Here is a 24,412-nt window from a genome sequence, read left to right on the forward strand (position 1 = left end):
TATTTTAAGAACAAAATCTCTTTGCCAGGAAAAGGCAATTGTCTAACCCGTTTTCATCCACGGAAACAGAGTGGGCACCAGGCAGTGTTCTTTTATTTAAAGTGGTCAGGACATTCCCTGGGGGCATCTCGATCAAAAGCCTTGTGCCATGCTCACAAAGCAAAGAGCTGATTTCATACCAGCGGACTGGATGCGAAACATTAAAAGCGAGGTCTTCTCGAATTTGCTCAGAATCCCTTAATAGCCTTGCTGTCCGATTTGCGGCATATGGGATATAAGGGACACGGATATTGACAGAAGCAAGCTTGTCATATAAGGAATCTCCGACAGAATTCAGCAATGGACAATGTGATGGCACACTTACATTCAGAAGCTCGGCCGTCCTTGCACCACGTTGACCGGCTTGATCAAGAACCTCTTTGATGCCTGGAATGGAGCCGGAAATGGTTACTTGATCTGCTGCATTTATATTCGAGGGATATACCGGATTCTCTTCTGAAGAAATGGCTGCAGCTATTTCGTTTACAGTCCTGGCATCAAAACCAGTAATCACCCCCATCCCATAACCCGATGGAAAAGCCTGTTCCATTAGCTCTCCTCTCAGCTTTACAATCTCCAAAGCATCGGTAAAATCCATAGCCCCGCAAATAACTGCAGCTCCAAAGGCTCCGGCTGAATGACCTGCAACAAAATCCGGCATCACCCCTTCTGCTTTAAATGCTTTTGATACAGCCACTGACGCAATAAGCAAAGACAATTGAACTGAAACAGTGGACTTTAAGGCTTTGTCAGTATCAAGATCCAAGACATTTTCACCGATTCCTTCTCTTGCTTCCTGCAGAACTTCAAGAGCGGCTGGATGGTCCGGCAGGCTATGCAGCATACCAATTTTTTGGGAGCCCTGGCCGGGAAATACGAATGCAAGCTTCATTTCATTCCCTCCCGCTTGCCCATCTTTCTTTTCATGCTGGCTATTACATCCTGATTATGCCTTGTCAGCAAATCTGCTGCCTCGTCTAATTTTCCATCTTTTAAGAGGCCAATTAACATATCATGTTCACGCACTGACTTTTCGATATTCCCCTGGCTGGCAAATGAAAGACTCTGTATTCTCAACAATGGCCATCCAAGCCGGGAATACATGGTCTTAATTGTTTCACTTTTGCTCATTTCTACAAGTGCAGTATGAAAGGAGTGGTTCAGCTGCGTGTACTGATGAACATCCGTAACATCGTTCATCTTGTCTAGAAGTTCTTTCATTTTTTTCAGCCAATGCCGATCGATTCCGTTTCTGCTGATTCTATCCATAGCCATTGACTCCAGCATTATACGAATTTCAAGCAAATCATAAATTTCGTTTTCAGTATAATCCTTAACGATGGCTCCTTTTCGGGGTATCCTTTCCACAAGCCCTTCAATCGAAAGCAAGTAAATGGCCTCTCTTACTGGTGCACGGCTTGTTCCATACTCTTCAGCATAAATATGCTCAATCAATTTATCCCCAGGAACCAGCTCTCCCTTTATGATTTGTTCGGTGATATGCTCCGCTATATGATTTGATAAAGCATTTTGACTAAATTTATCTGCTTTCATGACACTGTCTCCTTCAATACAAAATGTTTGGTCGACTGTCGATTTAATTATACCTTTCCATTTTGAATAATTCAATATTTTGAGAAAATTGTAAAAATTAATTGACTTATTCTTTTCATTCGTTTTATTATGAGTTCTAGGAATACAGTCGACTGTAGATTACAAAAATGCAAACGCTTTCTTTACTTCAAACAATTTATACGACCCCTAAGTCCAGTCAGATTATTGGTCTCATTTGCCGCTCTGTTCCTTAGCCCAAAGCAAAAAATTAAAAGGAGAGATGAAATGGTTATTTACGGGGTTGCTTTGTTATCTATCTGCTTATTATCGGGTGTATTTTTCGGAGATCTTCTTGGAAATTTTCTTGGGATCGACGCAAATGTCGGCGGTGTAGGCATTGCTATGCTGATGTTAATACTTCTGGTTGAATACTTAAAGAAGAAAGATAGATTAAAGACTCCGACCCAGGAAGGGGTATCGTTCTGGAGTGCCATGTATATTCCCATCGTTATTGCCATGTCGGCACAGCAAAATGTGGTCGCTGCCCTGGATGGAGGACCTCTTGCCCTAACCGCGGGAGTAGCTGCAGTCGTCATCAGCTGGGCTGTTGTACCTCTTTTAAGCAAGGGCGGCAATGCAAACGAAACGCTGGAAAGTGAAATGACTGGAGGGGATCAGCGTGTTAGAAACATTAGGTAATGCTCTTACAGACAATGGTCTCATCGTTGCTTTTACTGTCGTAGGGCTGACAATGCTAGTTTCTTATTACCTCTCTGATAAACTAACAAAAGGAAGAATACATGGGTCAGCAATTGCCATAGCTCTTGGGTTAGTGCTCGCATATATAGGCGGAGTGGTAACTGGAGGAGAAAAAGGCCTATCAGACATCGGCATTTTCGCTGGAATCGGATTAATGGGCGGAGGCATGCTCCGTGACTTTGCCATTGTGGCAACTGCCTTTGGCGCCAATTTCAGTGAAATCAAAAAAGCTGGTATAAATGGCGTTATCTCCCTCTTCTTGGGTGTAGTCCTCTCCTTTGTGATCGGAGTAGGAATTGCCCTGGCATTTGGATATACAGACGCGGTCAGCCTTACAACGATTGGTGCCGGAACTGCAACGTACATAGTTGGGCCAGTAACAGGAACGGCGATTGGAGCCAGCTCTGAAGTGATCACTCTCAGTATAGCAGCGGGTTTAGTAAAATCTATTCTTACGATGATCGGAACTCCTTTTGTAGCAAAATACATTGGCCTTAATAACCCTCGTACGGCAATGGTATACGGAGGGGTAATGGGGACTACAAGCGGAGTAGCCGGAGGATTGGCTGCAACTGATCCAAAGCTGGTGCCTTATGGTGCGGTTACTGCAACCTTTTACACTGGACTGGGCTGTCTGATGGCACCATCTGTTTTATTTTTAATGACAAAAGCAGTGTTTGGCTAGGTGTATCAAATAATTAGGAAGTTCCTTTTTAAAAGCGGCATTGGGCCGCTTTTTCCTATTATTATCACTGTACTAAAATAGACAAATTCCCTATTTTGCGCCTGACCCTAGCTTTATCATAAAAGGAACAGGCGCTATATTCTACTACTCTTTCTTCCGTGTAATGATATAAATGCGCTTCCCTTTTTCAACCGAGTAGGTGTCCGTTGTTCTTTCCATAATAAAGCTAAAGGTGTTTACGGTGCGCTTGGTTATTCTTGATTCCAGCTTCTCTGTCCGATCATATTTGAAAGAAAGTTCCTTTTCAGCAGAATTCAGTTTAAAACAATGGCCGCCACTTACATAAACACTTGAAAGATCCTGGTCTTCAGGCATGATGGCTTCTACATGATGAAGAGCAAACCACACACATTCCTCCTGACCCGGCGAAGTATGCGGAAACCAGTACATGTCAATCTCTCCTGGAATTCGTACAGGTACAGCCTTGCACGGGCCAAGTATTGCTCTCGAGCCGCTTATGGCACCATTCAGGTCAAACCCATAATACTTAAGGCTTTCATCAAGGATCTCTATCGGTTTCATATCTACTGTAAATGTATAATTTCCTTCCAAAACCAAACTGCGGCATTCGCCTTTGTCATTAAATTCTGCTCTAATCGATTTAGTTTCGGGAATTATGATATATCTGCTGATTATAGTCGTTTCCATTATAAGTACATCCTCCTCTTAACTTAACTATTTAAAAAATGCAAATTAAGGAGTATACTAACTTAAGAGCTGGTATACTCCAACTCACCGAGACTCTCAGGCTAATGTCTGCCGGACCCGCCTGAGGGTTTTTTATGTTGTTTACATATTTCTCACCTCCTTTTTGTCTCCAGCCAATTTGAAATCTCATCTATGTTTCTTTTGCTTTTATCCAGGTAAAAGAATTCTCCTCTTACAGTTCCATTAAATCTTCGCCATTCCTGATTCCCGGTGCTCCAATCCAATCCCTTAATGCTATCCATTCTCTCAGTTAGGCTTTGTTTTTTTGCGGAAAGTGATTGATTCTCCCATTCTTTGTTTACGTATAATGCAATGGCCTGAATAAGCGGAAAGCTCGCCAGCATGGTTTCATGGTAGTATCCGATTCTATTAGGAGGATGAAAGGTAAAGAGTTTTTCAAGCCAAAGATTCACGATATCCATGTACGTTTCATCTTCAGCTCCGGCATCCTCTTTCCATTCTTCCGGTCTGCTTAAAAGCTTCCCCGCCAGAAAAGTGGCCACAAGCAAACGCAGCTGTGATAGTGAGAGGAACTTTTTATTTGCCGGCCGTATGATAGCCCTCTTTTCCGTTTCCACCCCTGCTGATATTAACTGGGCATTGGATTGGAGAATACGGTTGGTAATCCCGTTTAAGCTGTTTCTGGAATCATAGGCGATTCGCTTGGATAATGCCACTTGTTTTCCTTTTGTGTTCAAATCTATGAAAAGCTGATTCTCGTCCTCTGTGGAGAGACCTTCGAGGACCTGAATGGCTACTTCTGTCTTCTCCAATAAATATTGAAGATGATATGCATTTTTGATCTCTTCATCTTTCTCACTTTTCATGCTCATAAAAATTTGATCTTCCAGCTGGAGCAATGCCTTCATTCGGTGTGATCCATCTACGATACTTAAGCTGTCTGGAATTTCACCTCCTAAAGTCCCCTCTTTGACTGCAGCTACAAGCGGCGGCAGGTAAATTTCTCCCCCGGCTGCATTTGAGAAGATATATTTTTTAATCCGTCTGACCTGAAGCTGGTTCGTATCTCTCAGAATTAGCCTTCCATCTTTATGCATGCGGACCAGCTCTGAGACAGACAGTGTTATAAAAGACTGCCTCTTTGAAAAGATGTCATGAACGATCACGTAATAGCCCTCCCTGTTCAATCTTCTTTTTAAACTCCAATGAGGTCTGCTGAATTTTTCTTGTGGAAGAATGCCCTTTAATTTTAGAAGCGCCGGAGTCAAACAGATGCCGGAACACGGGATCATTGTGCTTCCAGCTGCACTCATATTTTAAGTTTTTTAGTTCTTGTATGGCCTCTATGTAGGATAAGTTATGCATTCTGGTCAGCTGGTTGGCACAATAAGCAAGTGCAATCTGTATCCCTGAGTAACCGCTTACAAACTTGATTCTGTTAGCGCTTTTCTTAGGGAAAATTTGCTTCCATAATCGAAAAAATTCTATTGCGATCTCTTCTGCTTCCTTCGGATTGCATCTGTAATAGGGGGGACCTTTTTTTACAGTTAAAATGCCTTCAAATAAGGCAATGATGCATTTCTTCATGGTGGCTAATGATGTAAGTGCGGAGTTGTGAATGGAAATTCTGGAAAGGCTTTGTTCAATTTCAAAAATATGTTGAAGCTGGCTTGCAACGTTTCTTGTCAGCTCAGTATATTGATCACGCTGATCATAAAGCATAATCTGCCCGATATGAGCTTCTCTTCTTTCAGTATTGATATCAGTGAAAAGCTGTCGCTCTTCAGACGCAGTCAAATCCAGGAATACCTGCATGGCAACTGGATATTCTTTCAGTTTTTCAATATATGACTGCAGCATCACTGCCTCATCAAGCAGCCCTGTTTCTTCAGCAGATTCTTTTCTTGATTTCAGATGGCTTATAGCAGAAGAAATACTTGCACTGCGATGCTGGCCATCGATGATGTAAAGCTTGCTGCCGGGAGTCAGTTCCCATCCATCTGCCGTTTCCTTAATCGCTCCTCTGGCAGAAAAAACGAATGGTGAAAAATAAAAGTCCTTGCCTCCTTCCAGCGATTGGATAATAAACTCTCTTATCTCTACCCGCCTTTTTGGATCCAGCTTTCTTTGAACTTCTTCGTCCACTTCAAAAATCGCTTCCAAAGTAGCATAGCGCAACTGTGTGGCCAGTACCTTTTTACCAAACTGAGTGCATGCCGATCCCATAATTCTGGTTAATACACCAATATTTGTCATATTCCTCACCCCGAGGTCTATTATAGGCATGTTGTCTGATTATTGTAAATTCATTTTTTCCCTTTACATTTGCGTCGTTGCTTCTTAGGCTCGATTTTGTTGACTCAGCCTGTTTTCATACTATTGACAGAGGCTTGAAGAAAAAATATAATATGTTTTTTCAAATTTCGGACTGAAAACAGGTCTATTTCTTGTGATGTATGTCACAAGGAACTCCTCGTCTCCCACTTTTCAGCCATTGTCAGAAAAGTCATGTGTAAAATAAGGAAATTTATTTTCCAAATTTGAATATTTTGTGACATGCCCAATTAGACAAATTGAGTATGAAAAGAGCCAGCAGCTGTTCCGGCTCATTTATAAATAAAAAAAAGCGTACCTTAGTTTCCAAGGCACGCCAATTTCATTAGTTTTAAGATTCTTCCTCTGTCACTTCCATGGCATCCGGATAGATGATTTGGGATTTTCCCCGTATACATGTGCCTGTTGTTTTTAAAGCAGTTAAAATCCTTTTCCAGGGAACAAAAAAAGACCTAAAATGGGAAGGATTTGCACACAAAGGTACATTCTGTCCTTAACTCATTTTAGGTCTTGCCTGCCAGTCAGCCACAACCCTGCATAATTTGATTTTTTATGATTAATCTAGACTATTTGATCCTATCTATCAAGATAAGATTTTATCTTTTTATGGCCACAGGTACATTTACATCATCAACATTAATATGTCCCCATCCGCCAGTTTCAAAGTCGACAACCTTAATGTATAACTCTTCACCAATATAATCCGAAGCATCCCAGTAAACCCTACGATAGGCTTCCCAGTTTCCGCCTGTTTCCTTTATTAACTCTTTGCCGTCTGAAGCTCTTACCAATGCAATATAAAGCCTGTCGATATTAGCTCCACCACCGATAAGAAAATCAATTTTTCCATTTCCGCCTAACACAAAGTTCTCAGATTTTAAGACTCCTGTCAGTGAATCCCCGCCTTTTTCGCCATTAAAACCCCATAAATGGTATCGTTCCGGGTCGATTCGGTCTGCTGCTTGGTTAAAAGGGCCTCCCCATCCCCAATCGTCCTTCTTGGTTACGTGTTCATTACTAAAAGCATTACCCTCTACAACAGTCCATCCTGTTAAATCCCCTGTTTGGAAATCATGGTTAGGTAATTCTGTACTTTCCGGTACAGGATTTCCGCCATCATCCGAATCTGGCCAATAGGCTGGAACCGTTTCTCCGTATGCCGAACCAAGTTCCCATACCTTCATCGATACCACTTTAGCCTTTCCGCCACTACTCCATAACTCAAGGCCCAGTGCATCGGAAAGTGTTGGATATACACGGGATGTGATGCTTTTTTCACCATTTGCATAGGCTTCAATCATCGACCGATCCAGATAAATATGAAGCTTGAGATTCTCTTTTCCTATCTTAAGCTCTCCGCCCTGTACACCTTTTTGAATATCCGGATCAAGACTTGACTTGTTTCTATCAATATTAAGTGCCTGGTTCTTAACATCATAGAATAGTAACGTTTCTTCCTTTTCATCGGATGACTTTCTAAGCTTTAGGCCCACTTGCTCAGCAGCGGCTGGTTTGATTTCCAATTGAATTTCCAACTGATCGCCTTTAACGTTCTTTAATAATGTGTTGGCTTTATCCGTTTTCATATTCTTAATCGAAACAAGTTTCTTCTTCCTTAAGGATTTTAATTCAGATATTGGTTTTATTCCTAATCCGCCTTCTGAGTTTAATGAAAGCTCAAGCGGCAGCCCGGCATTATGAGCCCAGCCAGCATCATAATGCTGCTGCTCCGTCCGGCGGTCTTGTGCAATACTAAAGAGAATAGAGCGTCCTTTTCCATCAACCATCCCGCTTGGTCCTGTAAAGTGTTCCCCGTAATCAAATTGTTTTGGGTCCGTATGGTCAGGAGCAAACTCTAGTTTTTCTTTATCCCATGTTCCAATCCAATACCATACATATTTCACATTGTGCGGACTATATCCATCGAACCATGGATTAATAAAGAAAACATATTTTTCAACACCTTTTGCATCCTTACCTAATGGCAGAAAGACTGGCAGCTCCCAAACTTGGCCCGTTTTCGGAAATTGTTCATAATTTCCAACCAGCAGCGGCTTTTTGTATTCCCAATTTTTCAGGTCTTTAGAGGTATAAAGAAGTGCAGTTCCCCCTGCTCCTTTAATACCTGATCCAACGAGCTGGTACCATATATCTCCATCTTTCCAAACATATGGATCACGGAATTGGCCGTACCATACCTCGCCTTCTTCTGCCGGCAGATTTGGTTCTTGTACAGTAACTGGCTTGTCATACATCAGCCATTCTTTCAATTCCGGGTCTTCAGGATCCTTACTAGTCGCAAGACCTGTCATTTGATTCGGAAACTTCTTATCATCCCCAGCTGTAAAAAGCAATACTGGATTTCCTTCAGCATCAACCGCTGATCCCCCAGACCAAACACCATCTGGGGCAATGGAATTTCCATCAGGTGACAGTGCTATTGGAGCATCCTCCCAATGGACCATATCATCACTTACAGCATGCCCCCAATGAATTTGATGCCAATATGGCCCTTGAGGATTATTTTGATAGAATAGATGATATTTCCCATTATAGTAGAACGGCGCATGAGGCTCGTTCATCCAATGCTCTGGTGCAATGAAGTGATATTGCGGGCGGTACCGGTCCCCATCATACCTGCTCCGATTCGGAGCTAAATCAGGTATTGGAAGTTGATGACTCTCAAAATTACGTAAAAAGGAGTCATAATTTTCTTTAACTTTTTCTCCTGACAAAGGATGGTTATACATCTTTACTTCGTCAATCATTCCGTTAAACATATTGGCCGTGAAAGCTCCGTTTATTATGGCAGCACTATTATGTTTTCCGATTAATAAGTCATTTGATGATGGGGTGATCGCCCCTTTTGGTGTGGCCGTCTCCCCGACCAATTCGCCATTTAAAAAGAGCTTCATTTTTTGCTCAGCCTTATCAAAGGTGGCAACAATATACGACCATTTATTTCTTTCAAGAGGTTTGTTTTCGGCGCTCCAAACTTCCTTCCATTCACCATTAATACTTGCCTGGAACGACCATTTCCCATGTCGTCCCATTCCAAGAATATAGCCTTCACTTGCGGATTTATTGTGTTGATTAACGATAGCTGACAATTGGCCGAGATCGCCCCATTCATAAGATCTTGGAGCAACCCATGCTTCTATCGTAAGAGCATCTGTTGGCTTAATAACCTCATCAGCAGGCCTCGTAATCCATGTAGAATATCCATCGAACAGTAAAGCCTTGTTTCGAATCCCATCCCTCCATAAAGGATCTGTCGATGGCTTGTATAGAGCATTCGTGAACACATATGAAATAGGGTCTTCCATTCCTCTTACTTGGTCTTTTGTTTTTGATCCACTGCCCTCATCCAACGGCCAGCTTGCTATTAAACCCGTATTTTTCACATGGAAATCATCCACGTTTATATGACCCCATTCGCCTGTTGAATGATCAACCACTTTAATATAGACTTCTTCTCCCAAGTAACTCGCTGCATCCCACTTGATCCGGGTGTATGCTTCACTCTCATTCCAATTGGTGTTCGTTGCTTTCATTAGTTCTTTATCATCTGAAGCTCTAACTAAGGCGACATATAAGTTATTAATATCATTTCCACCGCCAATAAGGAAATTGATTTCACCAGTTCCCGAAAGTTTGAAGTTAGCGGATTTAAGTACGCCCGTTTGCCCATCCCCTCCATCCTTTGCACCCCACAAGTGATAGTTGTTCACATGGTTAAACGGTCCGCCCCAGCCCCAATCTTTATCAGCTGTGACATCTTGATTAGTGAAGGCATCTCCTTCCACAATAGTCCACCCTGTTAAATCACCCGTCTCAAAATCTGGATTTTGAATCGTATCGGTTATCACTGGGTCATTATTTAAAACATGAAAATCATCCACATTAATGTGCCCAAATCCTCCAGAATGATAGTCTGCAATTTTAATATACATTGCTTCTCCGATATATTCCGATGCATCCCAACTGACTCTTCGATAGGCTTCAGTATTGGAACCAGTAGCTTTAAAAAGCTCTTTGCCATCAGACGCCCGGACTAGGGCAACATATAGCTTGTTTATATCCTGTCCCCCGCCGGCAAGGAAATCAATCATTCCATTTCCCCCTAGCTTGAATACTGAAGATTTCATGACACCTGTACGAAAATCAGAGTTTGCCTCACTCGCTGCCCCGGCAAATCCCCAAACATGGTAGGCTCCTTGTTGCTGAAAAGGGCCGCCCCAGAAGCTTGCAGCATTAGATACTGGATTATCAAATGCTGCCCCTACTTCGGTCCATCCTGATAAATCGCAAGTCTCAAAATCTGGATTTTCTATTTCATATGGCAGACTGTCTCCATCAACGTCAATCTGGTCAATTTTTGAAACAAAAGAGGCGTTTTTCAAATCGTATACCGTTAATGATTTTAGGGAAACTTCCCCACCAGTTGAGTAAAGTTCAAGAGATTGATTTTTAGGATCAGGGAAGAATTGATCCGTTATCACCACATGGCCGTCATTGCCAAATACTTCAACAGATGCCCGGTCAACAATTAAATGGATTTTAACGGTTTGATCAATAGCTGTTAACGGCGCTTCATGTCTGGCAGCAAAATCACCGTTAAAACTGGATTCACCCGCATCGGAACGGTCAACAAACAATTTACTATTGCCTATATCATAACCAACCTTTGTTTCCCCGCTCGCCCCTTTTCGAATATTAAAACCAAACTCGGTTACCGCCGTTGAATTCAAATCAAATTCAGCGATCATTTCATAGGCATCTCCAGTCACATTCGATAATACATTTTCTCCAGGAGTGATCACTTTATTTTCCATAACTTGCGGAGTACCCCTAAGACTCGCCAGTTCCATTACAGGTTTTTGTTTAAGGCGAATCCCTTCTCCCTCAACCGTTGATAAGGTAAGTTCACGCGGAATCGACATTGTTCCTCTGAATGAGGATGTTGGAATATCCTGCCCATATTTCCAGTTATTCATCCACCCAAGCCATAAACGGCGTCCATCAGGAACATCACTCCATGAAACAGCCGCATAAAAATCAGCGCCATAATCGGCCCAGAGAACTTTACCCGGATCATTGGCATTGGTGAAAGTCTTCCCATCAAAATCACCAATAAAATACTGCATCCCTGAACCGCCGGCAGGGGCCCCTTCACTGATACTGACAGCCAATACCCACTTTTTCTTTGTCGGATCTCCATCAACCGGAAGGGCAAATAAATCCGGACATTCCCATGTTCCCGCATGGGAGCCGTCATGGTTTCCAAATTCACTTACTTTCGTCCAGGCTTTTAAATCTCTCGAGTTATAAAAATAAATGCGGTCACCGGCTGAAATAACCATGATCCACGTCTTTGTTTCCTCATGCCAAAATACCTTCGGGTCCCGGAAAACATCAACCCCATCTGACATCGGGATAACCGGATTTCCTTCATACTTTGTCCAAGTACGGCCATTATCGTTACTATACGCTAAACTTTGAACTTGATGACCGCCTTTTTCTTGTGTAAAAACTGCAACCATCGGCGGTTTCGAATCCTTTCCAAACCCGGTCGTATTGTTCCAATCAATAACGGTACTTCCAGACCAGATAAAGCCTTTTTCATCCGGATAGAGAGCAATCGGCAAGTGTTCCCAATTGACCAAGTCTTTACTTACCGCATGTCCCCAATACATCGGCCCCCACTTTGGTTCAGTGGGATTATGCTGATAAAACAGATGATACTCCCCATCGTAATACACCATGCCGTTGGGATCATTCATCCAGTTTTTTTCCGGAGAAAAGTGAAATTTCGATCGAAAAGGTTCATTTTCACTAACATCAGATAAAATGGATGTCTCATCCGATTCAGCCTTACTAGAAACAGTAGGCATAAACATCGAAATCATTAAGGAAAAAATGACCACAATCGATAATCCTCGATTTTTTACCTTTTGCTTCAACCCTGTTCACCCTCCAACATTTAATTGTCTCTTTCTTCAGAGAATGTGCTTACAAATAAACTGATAAGAGTTGAGGCTAATAATGATAGATTCAACGCCCCAATTCGTTCCTTTCATATTTAAGCAGCTGGTTAAACCACATTTGACATAAGTAATAAATCGCATAGGCTGTGAAACTTCCAGTGAACAAAATGGTAACTGGATAAAAATAGAACAGAGCTGTCTCTGCTCCAACAATGATCAATAATAGAACTGTTAAGACCGGGTTCATAAGTGAAAAAAGAAAGGCATTGCGAATCACGTTCTTCCAGCTTAGTTCGAAATGGACCATAATCGGAAAAAGATAAATAGAGATTGAACTAAACAACAAAAAGCCAACGACTAAAATGACATACAGAATAAGCTGACGATCAGAACTGCTTGGATCGATGATCCTATAATCAAAATATAAGAAAAGTGCCAGTGCCGACCACATAATAGAGATAACGAAGCTTTGTTTAAAATTCTCCTTAAACATTTTCAAAAAGCTCTTTAAAATACCGTCCGTTTCCTTTTGTAAGATTCGGTAACGGACAACACCAAACATGGCTGCTGTTGCAGGAAAAAAGGTAACCAGGGGGAGCATGGTTATTACCCATAGCAAATTTAGCAGAACTAAATCTGAGATCGCATTTAATGCAGAATATAATCTATTGTTTAAACTGTTCATCCTGTCATTCCCCCTGTCACCTTTTCACTGCCTTATCGCCACACAGATTTTAACGTGTAAAGCTCTAACGATTTCAATTTAACCTTTCCATTTTTTGCATAAAGCTCGATTTGCTTACTATCTTGATTTGGTAAGATTAAGTCTGTAATTACCGACACACCATCGTTCCCGAACAATTCTACAGACAACTGATCCACTAAAACATGTAAGGTGATCTGATGATTCTCCGGCAGCAGAATGGACTCATGTTTCCCGGCGAAGTCCTCATGGAAAACCGCCTCTCCCGAATGGGTTCGATCTACAAATAAGGTTTGGTTTACCTGGCTATATCCAATAATCGTTTCTTCATTAGTACCCTTGCAAACCTTGAATCCAAATTCTTCGGCCGATCCAATTTCAAACTTGGCAATGATTTCGAATGTATTGCTTTTAATATTTGCCAAAAGACTTTGCTCAGGAACTACTACTTCGTTTTCTAGCACTTCCTTATCATGACGAAGACTCTGTAATTCACGAATCGGCTTTTGCACGAGCCTAATCCCTTCCACTGTTTTTTTTAACTCTAGTACTCTAGGAATCGTCATCGCACTTCGCCATTCTTTTGTAGGGATAACCTGGGCATAACGCCAGTTACTCATCCAGCCAATGTAGATCCTTCTTCCGTCCTCAGCCGGAATATCTGACCAGCTGACCCCCGCATAATTATCGCGGCCATGGTCAATCCAAAGAGTCGCCTCCGGCTCGTGATAATTGAAAAATGTTTTCCCATCAAAGTCACCAATAAAATATTGCGTTCTCGATCCTTCTTTATATTTTGGGTCATTGCCAATGCTGACAAATAACACCCATTTTTTCTGATTGGAATCACCGTCAACAGGCAATTCAAACAAGTCGGGACACTCCCAAACACCCTGATGGGAGCCATGTCCTGCTCCAAATTCACTGGCAAACTCCCATGAAATTAAATTTTGGGAACAATACACTCTAACCGTTTGCCCTGCGGCTAATACCATGACCCATTGATTGGTCTCACGATGCCAGAACACTTTTGGATCACGAAAATCTGTAATACTTTCTTCTTGAAGAACAGGGTTTCCTTCATATTTTACCCATGTGCGTCCATTGTCTTTGCTATAGGCAAGACTCTGCCTTTGTCGTGGCCGATTTGAATCAGGGTATGTATCCGCATGGGTAAAAATCGCCACTAACCCCGATTTCCCATCAAAGAAACCGCTAGTATCGTTCCAATCTACCACAGCGCTGCCAGAAAAAATCGTCCCATGATCATCTGGAGCTAAAGCAATTGGGAGATGCTCCCAATGAACAAGATCTTTACTTACCGCATGTCCCCAATGCATCGGCCCCCATGTTGTTCCATTGGGATGATATTGATAGAATAAATGATATTCCCCATTATAAAACACCATCCCATTCGGGTCATTCATCCAGTTTCTTTCTGGAGTGAAGTGGAACTGGGGTCTGTATTTTTCGGTATAATACTGTTGTTTTTCCAAAACGTTATTCATTTACGTTCTTCCTTTCTCAGGAATTCTTTTTAAAAACCTTTCAACCTGATCGATTGTTGGAATACTTGGAATTCCACCTTTTCCTTCTGTCGTTAGTGCCCCCATTGAGTTAGCGAAAGTAACCACTTCTTCAAAGTCTGCTGCCGTTAAATGATCTAACGGTTTATTTATTTCAAGGAATTGATATAACACACCGCCAACAAAAGCATCCCCTGCTCCTGTTGTATCAACAACGTTTACTTCATATCCTTCTTTTTGGCCAGATACGTGTTTGCTTCGATAAAAACAGCCTTCTTGGCCAAGAGTTACAAATATAACAGCTGTGCCATATTGTTCCTGTAAAACTTCCGTTCCTTTTGCCGCATCACGATAACCAGTTAAAAATTCCAGCTCTTCCTCTGATATTTTCACTATATCTGCATATTCAAATCCCTTTAAAATCTGCCGTTTCGCTTCATCATGTGACCGCCATAAAGGAATTCGCAAATTAGGATCATAAGAAACTGTCACCTTGTGCTTTTTTGCATATTCCAATGCAGTAAAAGTAGCAGCAGCTGCAGGTTCATTCGTTAATGATAAGGAACCGAAATGAAAGATTCGGGATTGTTGAATTGTCTCCTCATCAATTTCATCTTTCTCCAGCATGATATCAGCTCCTGGATTCCGGTAAAAACTAAAGGAACGATCCCCTTTTTCATCCAGATGAACAAAAGCCAGTGTGGTATTGACAGTTTCCGAGAATAAAAGATTACTAATATCAATCTTTTGGTCTTCTAGGACACACTTGAGCAGATGGCCAAATTGATCCTGGCCCACTTTTCCAATAAACGCCGTTTTCTTATTTAATCTGGAGAGTGCCACAAGGACATTGGCCGGTGCCCCGCCAGGGTTGGTCTCAAATAATACATGCCCCTTTTCCGAATGACCGGAGGGGGTAAAATCAATTAATACTTCACCTAAAGCCGTGACATCATACATGTACATCATCCCATTTTTTATTTTTTCAAAGAAAAGCCAGACAACTAGGGAGGTCTGGCTTTTTATCAGGATTATTGCTTGTTATAGCGGTCCAATCCCTTTTGGTAAACTTTCATTAATTTATCGAGTCCCATATCATTTAATTGCTTCACATACGCATCCCATTCTTTTTCAATACCGCCCTCGACCAACCATTGCGCTTCTTTCTGTTTCACAAATGCTTTAATTTCAGGCTCAATCGTATTAATCACTTCCAGTTCTTCAGGACTAAAGAAGATGGATGGGTAATTTTCCTGTACCATATACGGTTTGTAATACTGATCAAGTATTTGCAATCTTTCCTTCGCTCTTGGCTCCATATCTACCACTTTTCCAAAGTGGTCTTTTAGAACGGCAAACGGACCGCCTGGAGCAACCTTTTGACGCAATTCACCCATAGCCACGCCAGCAGGAAGCTCTTTATTCACTAACATGCCATTTGCATCTTCCTCGTAAATTTCACCGATAGGACCCCAGTTAATTTGGGCAGACATTTTTGGTTCATACAATTCATCAACCCAACGCATGGTAACCTCTGGGTTTTTGTTTGCTGATGTAATAACGAAAGCATCCCTGCCATACTCAGAATAATTGGAACGTCCAATGACAATCTTGCCATCCTTCCCTTTTAAAGGAGGCATAACGACGTAGTCTTTCACTCGATCAGCACCAACTACTTCTGTATTTTCCCACCAAATGAATGAGCCTAGGATTGGATCCTGTGTTTTCCCTTTAGCAAATAGCTGCTCCGTCTTTTGAGTTACAACCTCAGGGTCAATTAAACCTTCTTTTACCCATCGGTTATAATACTTAATCGCTTCTTTAAATTCTGGCTGAATCGCTGCATAGATTACTTTTCCATCTCTCACGACGCGGTGATCCGCTTCAAATGGTGCATCCGGCAGGCCAAATAATCCGATTAAGTCCCCTTCATTCCCGCACCAGCCGTTATACCAGAAAGTCAGGCCAATTTCATCTTGCTTTCCATTTCCATTCGGATCTTTTTCCTTAAATGCTTTTAGCACATCATGGTATTCTTCTAAGTTAGTTGGCATTTCAAGGCCTAGTTTTTCTAACCATGTTTTATTAATGAACATAATGTTAGGCATTCCGATAAGATCCATCTCTTCCGCACGTGGCAAGGAATAAATATGACCATCAGGTGCGGTTACCACTTTTTTTAAATCGGGTCTTTGTTCGAACAGCTTCTTTAAATTAGGAGCATATTTGTCAATTAACTCCTCTAAAGGTATAATGGTTCCGTTTTGGCCATATTGAACAAGGTCATGATCACTAAATCCAGAGGCATAAAACGCATCTGGCAGATCACCGCTTGCCAGCATTAAATTTTTCTTTTCTTGATATCCATCTCCAGGGATATTATTCCATTTTATTTTTACGTTCGTTGCTTCTTGAAGTCGGTCAAAAATGACCATTTCTGAATAGTCAGGTGCTAAAGGTGCCTTTGGTGAAACAATGTGTAACGTAACTTCTTTGTCGACAATCGGTAAGCCTGTTTCATTAAAGACAGCCTTTTCAGATGGATCTGTCTTAGCGGAGTCGTTGTTAGAGCATCCTGTCATTGCTAATGAAGCACTTAACCCTAATACCAATGCCATGGAAACTTTCTTTTTGTTACTCTTAATTCTTTTCTTCATCGATTTAAGCATTGATTTTCCTCCTCGTTTAATAAAAAGTTTTCTATTAACCTTTAATTCCGCCAATCATAACACCTTTCACAAAATACTTTTGGACAAATGGATATACGATTAAAAGCGGAATAGAAGCTACAATAATCACACCGTATTTAATTAACTCTGAGACTCGTTGCTTCGCTGCCAATGATTCCAAGTCACTGATCATCATCGTGGATGCTTCATTTTGAATTAAGATGTTTCGTAAGATTAATTGAAGCGGATATAAATTTTCATTATTTAAGTAGATTAATGCATCAAAGTAAGAATTCCAGTGTCCAACTGCATAGAATAACACCATTACAGCGACAATTGGTTTGGATAGCGGCAGGACAATCTTCCAGAAAAACTTGGCATCGGAACAGCCGTCCATTTTGGCTGCTTCTAGCAGCTCGTTAGGAATCGAAGTCTCGAAAAAGGTTTTCGCTACAATCACATTCCATACGGCTACAGCCTTCGGCAAGATTAATGCCCACATTGTATTAAGTAAACCTAAATTTTTTACTACTAAATAAGTAGGGATTAAACCGCCTGAGAAAAACATCGTCATTAGAAACAAGAACATGATCACATTTCTTCCATATAAATCTTTTCTGGATAAGGCATAGGCTGCCATTAGGGTAAAAGAAACATTTACGATTGTTCCAACAACTGTATAGACGATAGAGTTCTTATAACCCAGCCATATCTTGCTATCCTGAAAGATCCGTTCATATCCTTCGAAGGTAAGTTCTTTTGGCAGCAGCCATACCTTACCATCGTAAATCATATTGGGATCACTAAATGAAGCAATCACGATAAAGTACAAAGGATAAACTACCAATATTAAGATGATTGCAACCAGGAAGACATTAATAATATCAAACACCTTATCTTCCTTTGACCTTCTTGTAACCTTCTTATTTTTCAAAGCCAGTAAACCCATTTTTCCTGCACCTCCCTTACCATAAGCCTGTACCGGATAATTTCTTCGCGAACTTATTGACTGCTATTAATAAAATTAAGTTAATCACTGAATTAAACAATCCAACTGCGGCCGCAAAACTATATTGCGCCTGCTGTAAACCCATCTTATAAACATAGGTTGGGATAATTTCTGCTGCCGGCTGGTTCATCGGTGTTTGTAAAAGATAGGCTTTTTCAAATCCAATATTCATAATGTTGCCAACTGATAAAATTAATAGAATAACAGCCGTAGGCATAATGGCTGGAATATCCACATGAAAGATCCGCTGCCACTTATTAGCCCCATCCATAACCGCAGCTTCATGCAGTTCCGGACTGACTCCTGCTAAAGCTGCCAGATAAATAATGGCAGCCCATCCTGTTTCTTGCCAAACACCAGAAGCGATATACAATGGTTTAAACCAATCCGGTTTTGCCATAAACGAAATCGGATCGCCGCCGAAGATCAGGATTAAGTTATTAATAAGTCCATTGTTTGAAAAGAAAACATAGATCATACCTGCTAATACAACCACTGAGATAAAATGCGGTGCATAAACTACGGTCTGAACGAAACGTTTGTACTTTTCACTCCTAATTTGATTCAACATCAGAGCAAGAAAAATCGGAAGCGGGAAACCAACGATTAATTGAGTAACGCTGAGACCAAGCGTGTTTTTTATAAGGGTCCAAAATTGATAGGAATCGAAGAATCGCTCAAAATGCTTAAATCCGACCCAAGGACTTCCCATAATCCCTTTTGTTGCCACAAAATCTTTAAAAGCAATTAATACTCCATACATCGGGACATAATGGAATACAATAAAATAAATTAATGCCGGTAAAATAAATAAGTAGAGCTGGTAATTGCTCAAGATTTTTTTTAACTTTATTCTTTTTTTACTTTGCATAGGTGAATCAATCACATGATTTGCCTTCCTTGCCAATTCCATCCCCTTACCCCGCTTTCATGTATTTTTTTGTTAAATTATAACTAAGATTTAATAAATCACTTACTCTTGCATTCTGTTGAAACGTTTCCAATATGATTTTAAAAAAATATAAAAAGCTTATTTGTTCTCATTCTTTACTTAAAAAGGGCTCGATAAATCTCCTGTTCAAACATATTTAATCGGAAACGTTTCCAATTAAATATCGTTATACCGGAAACGTTTCCAACCTAGGGTTAAAAAAATTCTTGTTAAGTCGTTTCTCCTTCTCTGAACATGACAGGAATTCGATAAATCTCTTGCTCCAGTGTTTTTCCTTCAATCTTTCTTAAGAGAAGTTTCACAGACATTCTGGCCATTTCTTCAACAGGCTGTCGGATCGTTGATAGAATCGGGTGAAACAGCTTATTATCTTGAATTCCATCATAACCGATTACTTTTACATCCTCAGGAGTTCGTATTCCGTATTGTTTAGCTTTATCAATATATTTGGCGGCTAATAGATCAGTATTAGCAAATACCCCGGAAATATGGCGATGTTCATTTATTTTAAAGAAATTTTCGAAATATTCATCGTCATTATAAACAGTATCATTCTCCTCATAAATGATATTTTCAATCCCTTGAGCCTTTGCTTCATCGATAAATCCTTTTTTCCGAAGTTCGACCTCACTGTATGCAGAACTAATGATTCCAAGATACGCTACTTTTTTTGCTCCTGCCTTTACTAGTTCTTTTAAGGCAATGCGGCCGCCAGTATAGTTATCTGAAGTCACACATGTGATTTTTTTTCCAAAATGGCGGTCAATGCTGATGATCGGAATATCGGTGCTTACACTATCTTCGATGTCATTGTAAGTGATTCCAATAATGCCTGCTACTTTATTTTGATTGAGCATGTCTAAATAATAAAGCTCTTTGTCAGGCCTGCCTCCGCTATTGCAGAGCATCAATTTATACCCTTCCCGATCAAGCTCATCTTCAATATAATAGGCTAGTTCCGAGAAAAACGGATGCCATATACTAGGGAGTAATAACGCAACCATTGTTGATTTCTGCATTTTAAAGTTTCTTGCCACTTCATTAGGTATGTAATTTAATTGTTTGATCGCAGCATTTACTTTCTCCCGTGTTTCGTTCCTTACATTCGGATGATTGTTAATGACTCGTGAAACAGTGCCAACTCCAACTCCCGCCAGGTCTGCAACATTTTTTAAACTTGGCACTACAACTACCTCCAATATTAAAGCGATTTCATAATCTTATGATATCACTAGTTTGGAAACGTTTCAACGGTTTTTTTATAAAAATATAAATATTCAAAAAAATAGCTGAGAATATTCCTTCTCAGCCATTTTCCCTTTCAGATATGCTGTTTTGAACCTTTGGCCGAGCCTCTGCCGCATCACTAAGAGTGGAATTGTAAATACGGCCTGCATTTTTTTCCTCAACTGCATCTCCGTCTACAAGGACTAATTCACCCACACTACTGGGTTTGTTCAATTATATCTGAAATAAAAGTATAAATATTCGGAGGATATTCAGCAATACGATGAACTAAATATAAATACCATTCACTGCCATATGTTACATAAACTTTAGCTTGGATATTATCCTCCTTTAAAGATCTTAATAGGTCAGGTCGAACCCCATCTAACATCTCTACTTCAACATTCGGACTATAAAGAAATCCTTTTGCTTTCAGGTCCATCAATATATTTTCATCATGTGTAGCAACAGACAATGGATGATTACGATCCATACACATAGATACAAATTCTATATATCGTTTATTTAACTCTTCGGATCTTGGAATATATATACCTTCAGACTCTTGATAAGCCCCCTTTACTAAACGTATTCTGCCCGAGGTTTTTAATAGGCCATTTAGGTCAATAGATGAACGCTTCAAATGAACTTGTAATACTATACCAACATTTGAGAATGAATTTGATATTCTATTAAATAGTGATAAAATTTTATCTGTTTTTGTGATTCTTCCATACTTATCATTAGTTGAATATTATGCTTTTGTGCTTCTTTTGCTAATTCTTCTAAATTACTAAATGCTACTGCATCAGAAATCATCATTCCGATATGTGAAAGATCAAATGATACGGTAGCCTTCATTTGATTATTCCCGAGATCTTTTATTAATTCTTTGAATTCATTTTTGGCAAGCATACATTCTTCTTCGGTTGTTGTATTTTCGCCAATAAATTCTAATGAAACCTGATACCCTTTGTTATATAGATTTATAACACGCTCTATCCCTTCCGAACGTGTTTCTCCAGCCACAAATCGGTTAGCACCTTTAATAAATATCGGGAAAAGTTCTTTTGAATTTTGAAAATAGGCTTTTAGTTCTTGATCTCTAGCAATCGATTTGAGAGCTTTGGAAAAGCGACTTTCTTCATTAAGCATAAAATGATCACATCCTTATTTTTATCTTATTTGGGATTACGTTTTTCCGATGATGACTTTTTACCCGCGAAAATCAAACTCCTGCATTTGAGTTGAATCTCACATGAAAATAGTAATAAATGCGGGAAAATATTAAAGCAGATCATTTATCATTATGAATAAAAATATCCCTGTATTGTCCGGGTGTTAATCCAATAAATTCCATAAAGAAATTACTAAAATGACTTTGATCGGCAAAGCCTGTCTCTATTGCTGCATCAAGTGGTTTTACCCCCTGTTCCAATCGTTTCTTTGCTTCATTAATACGTACCGTTTGTAAATAACGATACGGGGTAATCCCTCGAATTCGGGTAAATGATCGCAACAAAGAGTATTTGTTCATATTAGCGATCTTTGCTAAATCATCTAAAGCAATATGTTCTGCATAATGTACTTCTAGGTAGTCACAGACATTTTCAATTTCTTGTTTAATAGCAATCGGTTCTGTATCTTCAATGGCTTCGGTATATTCTTCAATAAGCTGCTGAATAAGAAAATAAAAAGTTTCTTCCTTCTCAAAATCTGATATTTCATCCATAATCATCTGGTGAAGATTATGCAACAATTGAGCTTTTTCACTGCAATATGCAACAGGAGAAGCAAAGGAAGGTAGATAATCTTGCCCTGTGATCTCTTTTGTAACTTTTCGCATGATTTCAGGCTTGATATTCAAGCAGCGATAATCTAATGTTTCGTTGTCAATTGATTCACAGGCATGATTGTCCATAGGGTTAAAAAATATAACATCACCGGCACCTATTACATATTCTTTGTTCTTACAAGATAATCGTCTTTGACCACTCTCTATAAACCCAATCACATAATATTCATGGAAGTGGTTCGGAAATTTTTGCATGATACCTTCAAAACGATAAGCTTCTATTTGTAAATCATGATCAAAACGTACCGTTCTTTCTTCCTTTCCCATACGAACAACCCCCTTTTGATTTCTGATAGTTAGTGTAACACATTTGGTTAAGGCTCTCTTGTAAGATATTGACTAATAAAAAATGGCATGGCAGAACTGCCACACCATTCATTTTATTAATATTAAATCTGCAGCTATAAAAGATTCTTGATGACACCCAAAAGTTTCTTTTATCCTGTTTTTCCCTTAACTACCTTTCTTCATTGAGAGAACTAAAAAAATGCTTTAATAATTAATTTACTGCCTATTTTTCTAATTGGTTGTGCTCTAATGATAGAAATTATTGATGAATTTTTCGGTAGTGCCCCATAGAGGATATGAAGCACTCCGTACTGGAAGCTGTCCATAGGCGTCCATTGGAAATAAACGGTCCATCTTCAACTTATTTTTTAGAAAATTGTTATCTTTGGCTTCTTAAAGCATAAACATCAGTATCCAGTAACAGAAAAGAGGGAGAGCCATGTCCTTTATCGGATTTGAACTTATAGCCAAAAGAGCATGGACCGTTTTGCCAGGCCACACTTTTTCAATGTCCATCCTATGGAACAAAAAAAAAATCCCTTCATCCATCGGAAGAGACATCTATCATGAACCTGGACTGATTCTCCCTGATAAAAGAATTGCAGCTACAGGGAGGATTCACCATCTGTCTGAAAATACAATAAATCACTATGAACCTTTACAAACTGCCCCTTGTAACCTTATTTGCCGGCCGGAATTCCCCCTGGAGGATCTTAAAATTGAACTTCTTGCGCCGAAGAAAGGGATTATGGAACCCATTCATCAAACGGCCGTTCTACTCTTGTGGAGTAAAGAAAACAATCTTATAAGAAAAACAGAGCTCCACCTGGATCCCCAATCAATTGAAAGTAACCCTCCATATCAATATTTTATGGATCTTTCTTTTTTACTAGGTAAAATTTAGGTTTATAAAGCAAGGCAATCTGCTGCCTTAAAGCAAAAATTGCCTTTCTTTACATTGGCTCGGAGCATCAAACTAATATCGGCGTTAAGAAATAAACTATTAAAAACGCTGTCAATATACGCATAACAATTCCTAATACAGCTGCTCCCAATGCTTCTTTTTCACTGAGGTCAGAATTAGCTGCCCATATAACCGGGATTTGACCAAAGATTGTTGACAGGGGTAATCCCGATGACGCCAGCACAAAAGATCCAATCACCAAGCGCGGATCCAACGAACCCGCAACTTCTGATAACTGGGCCATTGCAAGCGCCGGACTAGCCAAAATTGAAAGAATACCAGTCTCCGGGTGAATATTTAGAGCTAACAATACTGTTGACAAGCCGGACTCAAATTTTGACCAAATTCCGATGTAGTCCAAAACACCAATAGCAGCAAACACGACAGCGGCAGCCGGTATAATGAGAAGGAATAAAAGCTCTGCTCCCTCCCTGGCAGCATTAAATAGAGTGGGTAAAAAGCCAGTCTTTGGCGTAAATTGAGGCAGCTTTGCAATTTGGACAGCTCTCGTATCCCGGTAAATGGTTTTAGATAGAAGAAACGGAACAACAATGACAGGCATGAAAACAGCTAGCACAACCACTACAAAGGCATTGGCCCCTACAGCCGTTAAAGCAACCATGCCTAACATAAATGTAGCAAAAGACTGCTGGGATTGAACCATGGTTGCTACCGCAATTTTTTGCTCATCCTTTGTCGCTCCTGAACGGATCAAAATCGGTCCGGCAATTTTTCCGGCAGCATTAATATCACCAAGAATATTATATATACTTGGAATGATAACAGCTGAATTAACCTTCATCAGCTTTGTAACAGGGATGAATATCCGAATTAACGCATCCGTAAATCCCAGCCTCTCCAGTACCCGGCCTATAATGACACTAACAATTATCGAAACTCCTACAGTGCCGGTTAAAAATATCTCTACGATAACCGGGAAAACTTTATCGACAATGGAAGTAAATAACCCGGCTAATGTTCCTGGAGTGATTAACAATACCAGCAGTGAGATTATGACTAAACCAAGACCTACTACTTCGATTTGTGTCCATTTTCTCGTTAAAGGAATCGGGGCACTAGTCTCTTCTATTTCTAAATTTTTTTGTACTAATGATTTAACCTCGCTCATCTA

The 24,412-nt window shown here is 40.2% G+C and carries 20 protein-coding genes; 3 read left to right on the top strand and 17 right to left on the bottom strand.

Annotated features, from left to right (window positions below; all coding sequences use genetic code 11):
* Positions 1 to 4: 4 nt before the first annotated feature.
* Both mdcH and IRB79_RS16960 read right to left on the bottom strand, forming a co-directional pair.
* Positions 5 to 931, bottom strand: coding sequence for a malonate decarboxylase subunit epsilon (gene mdcH / locus IRB79_RS16955; protein ID WP_243503603.1), 927 nt, complete (start codon positions 929 to 931; stop codon positions 5 to 7).
* Positions 928 to 1,593: a GntR family transcriptional regulator gene (locus IRB79_RS16960; RefSeq protein WP_243503605.1), complete on the bottom strand. Its 666-nt coding sequence runs from the start codon at positions 1,591 to 1,593 to the stop codon at positions 928 to 930. Before IRB79_RS16960 ends, mdcH begins: the two co-directional genes overlap by 4 nt.
* A gap of 285 nt (positions 1,594 to 1,878) precedes the next feature.
* Between IRB79_RS16960 and madL the strand changes: the two genes are divergently transcribed.
* Both madL and madM read left to right on the top strand, forming a co-directional pair.
* The gene (gene madL, locus IRB79_RS16965) at positions 1,879 to 2,292 is read left to right on the top strand and encodes a malonate transporter subunit MadL (RefSeq protein WP_206844073.1); all 414 of its coding nucleotides are present in this window, start codon (positions 1,879 to 1,881) and stop codon (positions 2,290 to 2,292) included.
* A complete protein-coding gene (madM, locus tag IRB79_RS16970; RefSeq protein WP_243503606.1) occupies positions 2,273 to 3,037 on the top strand; it encodes a malonate transporter subunit MadM in 765 nt (254 codons plus the stop codon). Before madL ends, madM begins: the two co-directional genes overlap by 20 nt.
* A gap of 144 nt (positions 3,038 to 3,181) precedes the next feature.
* Here the strand turns inward: madM and IRB79_RS16975 are convergent, their stop codons facing one another.
* The 14 genes from IRB79_RS16975 to IRB79_RS17035 form a co-directional block, all read right to left on the bottom strand.
* Positions 3,182 to 3,745 (bottom strand): competence protein ComK, encoded by a 564-nt coding sequence (locus IRB79_RS16975; RefSeq protein WP_243503608.1) that lies wholly within the window; start codon positions 3,743 to 3,745, stop codon positions 3,182 to 3,184.
* Between the two features lie 152 nt (positions 3,746 to 3,897).
* Positions 3,898 to 4,932 carry a DNA sulfur modification protein DndB gene (locus IRB79_RS16980; RefSeq protein ID WP_243503610.1) on the bottom strand — a complete coding sequence of 345 codons (1,035 nt, stop codon included), beginning with the start codon at positions 4,930 to 4,932 and terminating at the stop codon, positions 3,898 to 3,900.
* Positions 4,919 to 6,022, bottom strand: a complete 1,104-nt coding sequence (locus tag IRB79_RS16985) for a DNA sulfur modification protein DndB (RefSeq protein WP_243503611.1) — start codon at positions 6,020 to 6,022, stop codon at positions 4,919 to 4,921. Before IRB79_RS16985 ends, IRB79_RS16980 begins: the two co-directional genes overlap by 14 nt.
* 674 nt (positions 6,023 to 6,696) lie before the next feature.
* The gene (locus IRB79_RS16990; RefSeq protein WP_243503612.1) at positions 6,697 to 12,063 is read right to left on the bottom strand and encodes a GH32 C-terminal domain-containing protein; all 5,367 of its coding nucleotides are present in this window, start codon (positions 12,061 to 12,063) and stop codon (positions 6,697 to 6,699) included.
* Positions 12,064 to 12,154: 91 nt separating this feature from the next.
* Positions 12,155 to 12,772: a YesL family protein gene (locus tag IRB79_RS16995; RefSeq protein WP_243503613.1), complete on the bottom strand. Its 618-nt coding sequence runs from the start codon at positions 12,770 to 12,772 to the stop codon at positions 12,155 to 12,157.
* A 32-nt stretch (positions 12,773 to 12,804) separates the two neighbouring features.
* On the bottom strand, positions 12,805 to 14,298 hold the full coding sequence (locus tag IRB79_RS17000; protein WP_243503614.1) for a glycoside hydrolase family 32 protein: 1,494 nt from the start codon (positions 14,296 to 14,298) through the stop codon (positions 12,805 to 12,807).
* Positions 14,299 to 15,276 (bottom strand): PfkB family carbohydrate kinase, encoded by a 978-nt coding sequence (locus tag IRB79_RS17005; RefSeq protein WP_243503615.1) that lies wholly within the window; start codon positions 15,274 to 15,276, stop codon positions 14,299 to 14,301.
* Positions 15,277 to 15,347: 71 nt separating this feature from the next.
* The gene (locus tag IRB79_RS17010) at positions 15,348 to 16,985 is read right to left on the bottom strand and encodes an ABC transporter substrate-binding protein (protein WP_243503616.1); all 1,638 of its coding nucleotides are present in this window, start codon (positions 16,983 to 16,985) and stop codon (positions 15,348 to 15,350) included.
* Positions 16,986 to 17,019: 34 nt separating this feature from the next.
* Positions 17,020 to 17,934, bottom strand: a complete 915-nt coding sequence (locus tag IRB79_RS17015; protein ID WP_243503618.1) for a carbohydrate ABC transporter permease — start codon at positions 17,932 to 17,934, stop codon at positions 17,020 to 17,022.
* A gap of 16 nt (positions 17,935 to 17,950) precedes the next feature.
* The gene (locus tag IRB79_RS17020; protein WP_243509498.1) at positions 17,951 to 18,865 is read right to left on the bottom strand and encodes an ABC transporter permease; all 915 of its coding nucleotides are present in this window, start codon (positions 18,863 to 18,865) and stop codon (positions 17,951 to 17,953) included.
* Positions 18,866 to 19,155: 290 nt separating this feature from the next.
* On the bottom strand, positions 19,156 to 20,130 hold the full coding sequence (locus tag IRB79_RS17025; protein WP_243503619.1) for a LacI family DNA-binding transcriptional regulator: 975 nt from the start codon (positions 20,128 to 20,130) through the stop codon (positions 19,156 to 19,158).
* A 260-nt stretch (positions 20,131 to 20,390) separates the two neighbouring features.
* Complete coding sequence (locus tag IRB79_RS28175; protein ID WP_347815335.1) at positions 20,391 to 20,816, bottom strand: proline dehydrogenase family protein; 426 nt, start codon at positions 20,814 to 20,816, stop codon at positions 20,391 to 20,393.
* Positions 20,817 to 20,830: 14 nt separating this feature from the next.
* The gene (locus tag IRB79_RS28180; protein ID WP_347815336.1) at positions 20,831 to 21,328 is read right to left on the bottom strand and encodes a proline dehydrogenase family protein; all 498 of its coding nucleotides are present in this window, start codon (positions 21,326 to 21,328) and stop codon (positions 20,831 to 20,833) included.
* Between the two features lie 142 nt (positions 21,329 to 21,470).
* Positions 21,471 to 22,295, bottom strand: a complete 825-nt coding sequence (locus IRB79_RS17035; RefSeq protein WP_243503621.1) for an AraC family transcriptional regulator — start codon at positions 22,293 to 22,295, stop codon at positions 21,471 to 21,473.
* 460 nt (positions 22,296 to 22,755) lie between these two features.
* Between IRB79_RS17035 and IRB79_RS17040 the strand changes: the two genes are divergently transcribed.
* A complete protein-coding gene (locus IRB79_RS17040) occupies positions 22,756 to 23,220 on the top strand; it encodes a hypothetical protein (protein WP_243503622.1) in 465 nt (154 codons plus the stop codon).
* A 67-nt stretch (positions 23,221 to 23,287) separates the two neighbouring features.
* Here the strand turns inward: IRB79_RS17040 and IRB79_RS17045 are convergent, their stop codons facing one another.
* Positions 23,288 to 24,409, bottom strand: coding sequence for a hypothetical protein (locus IRB79_RS17045; protein WP_243503623.1), 1,122 nt, complete (start codon positions 24,407 to 24,409; stop codon positions 23,288 to 23,290).
* Between the last annotated feature and the right edge of the window lie 3 nt (positions 24,410 to 24,412).

Origin of the sequence: Cytobacillus oceanisediminis, from assembly GCF_022811925.1 — a bacterium.
GTDB lineage: Bacteria > Bacillota > Bacilli > Bacillales > Cytobacillaceae > Cytobacillus > Cytobacillus oceanisediminis_D.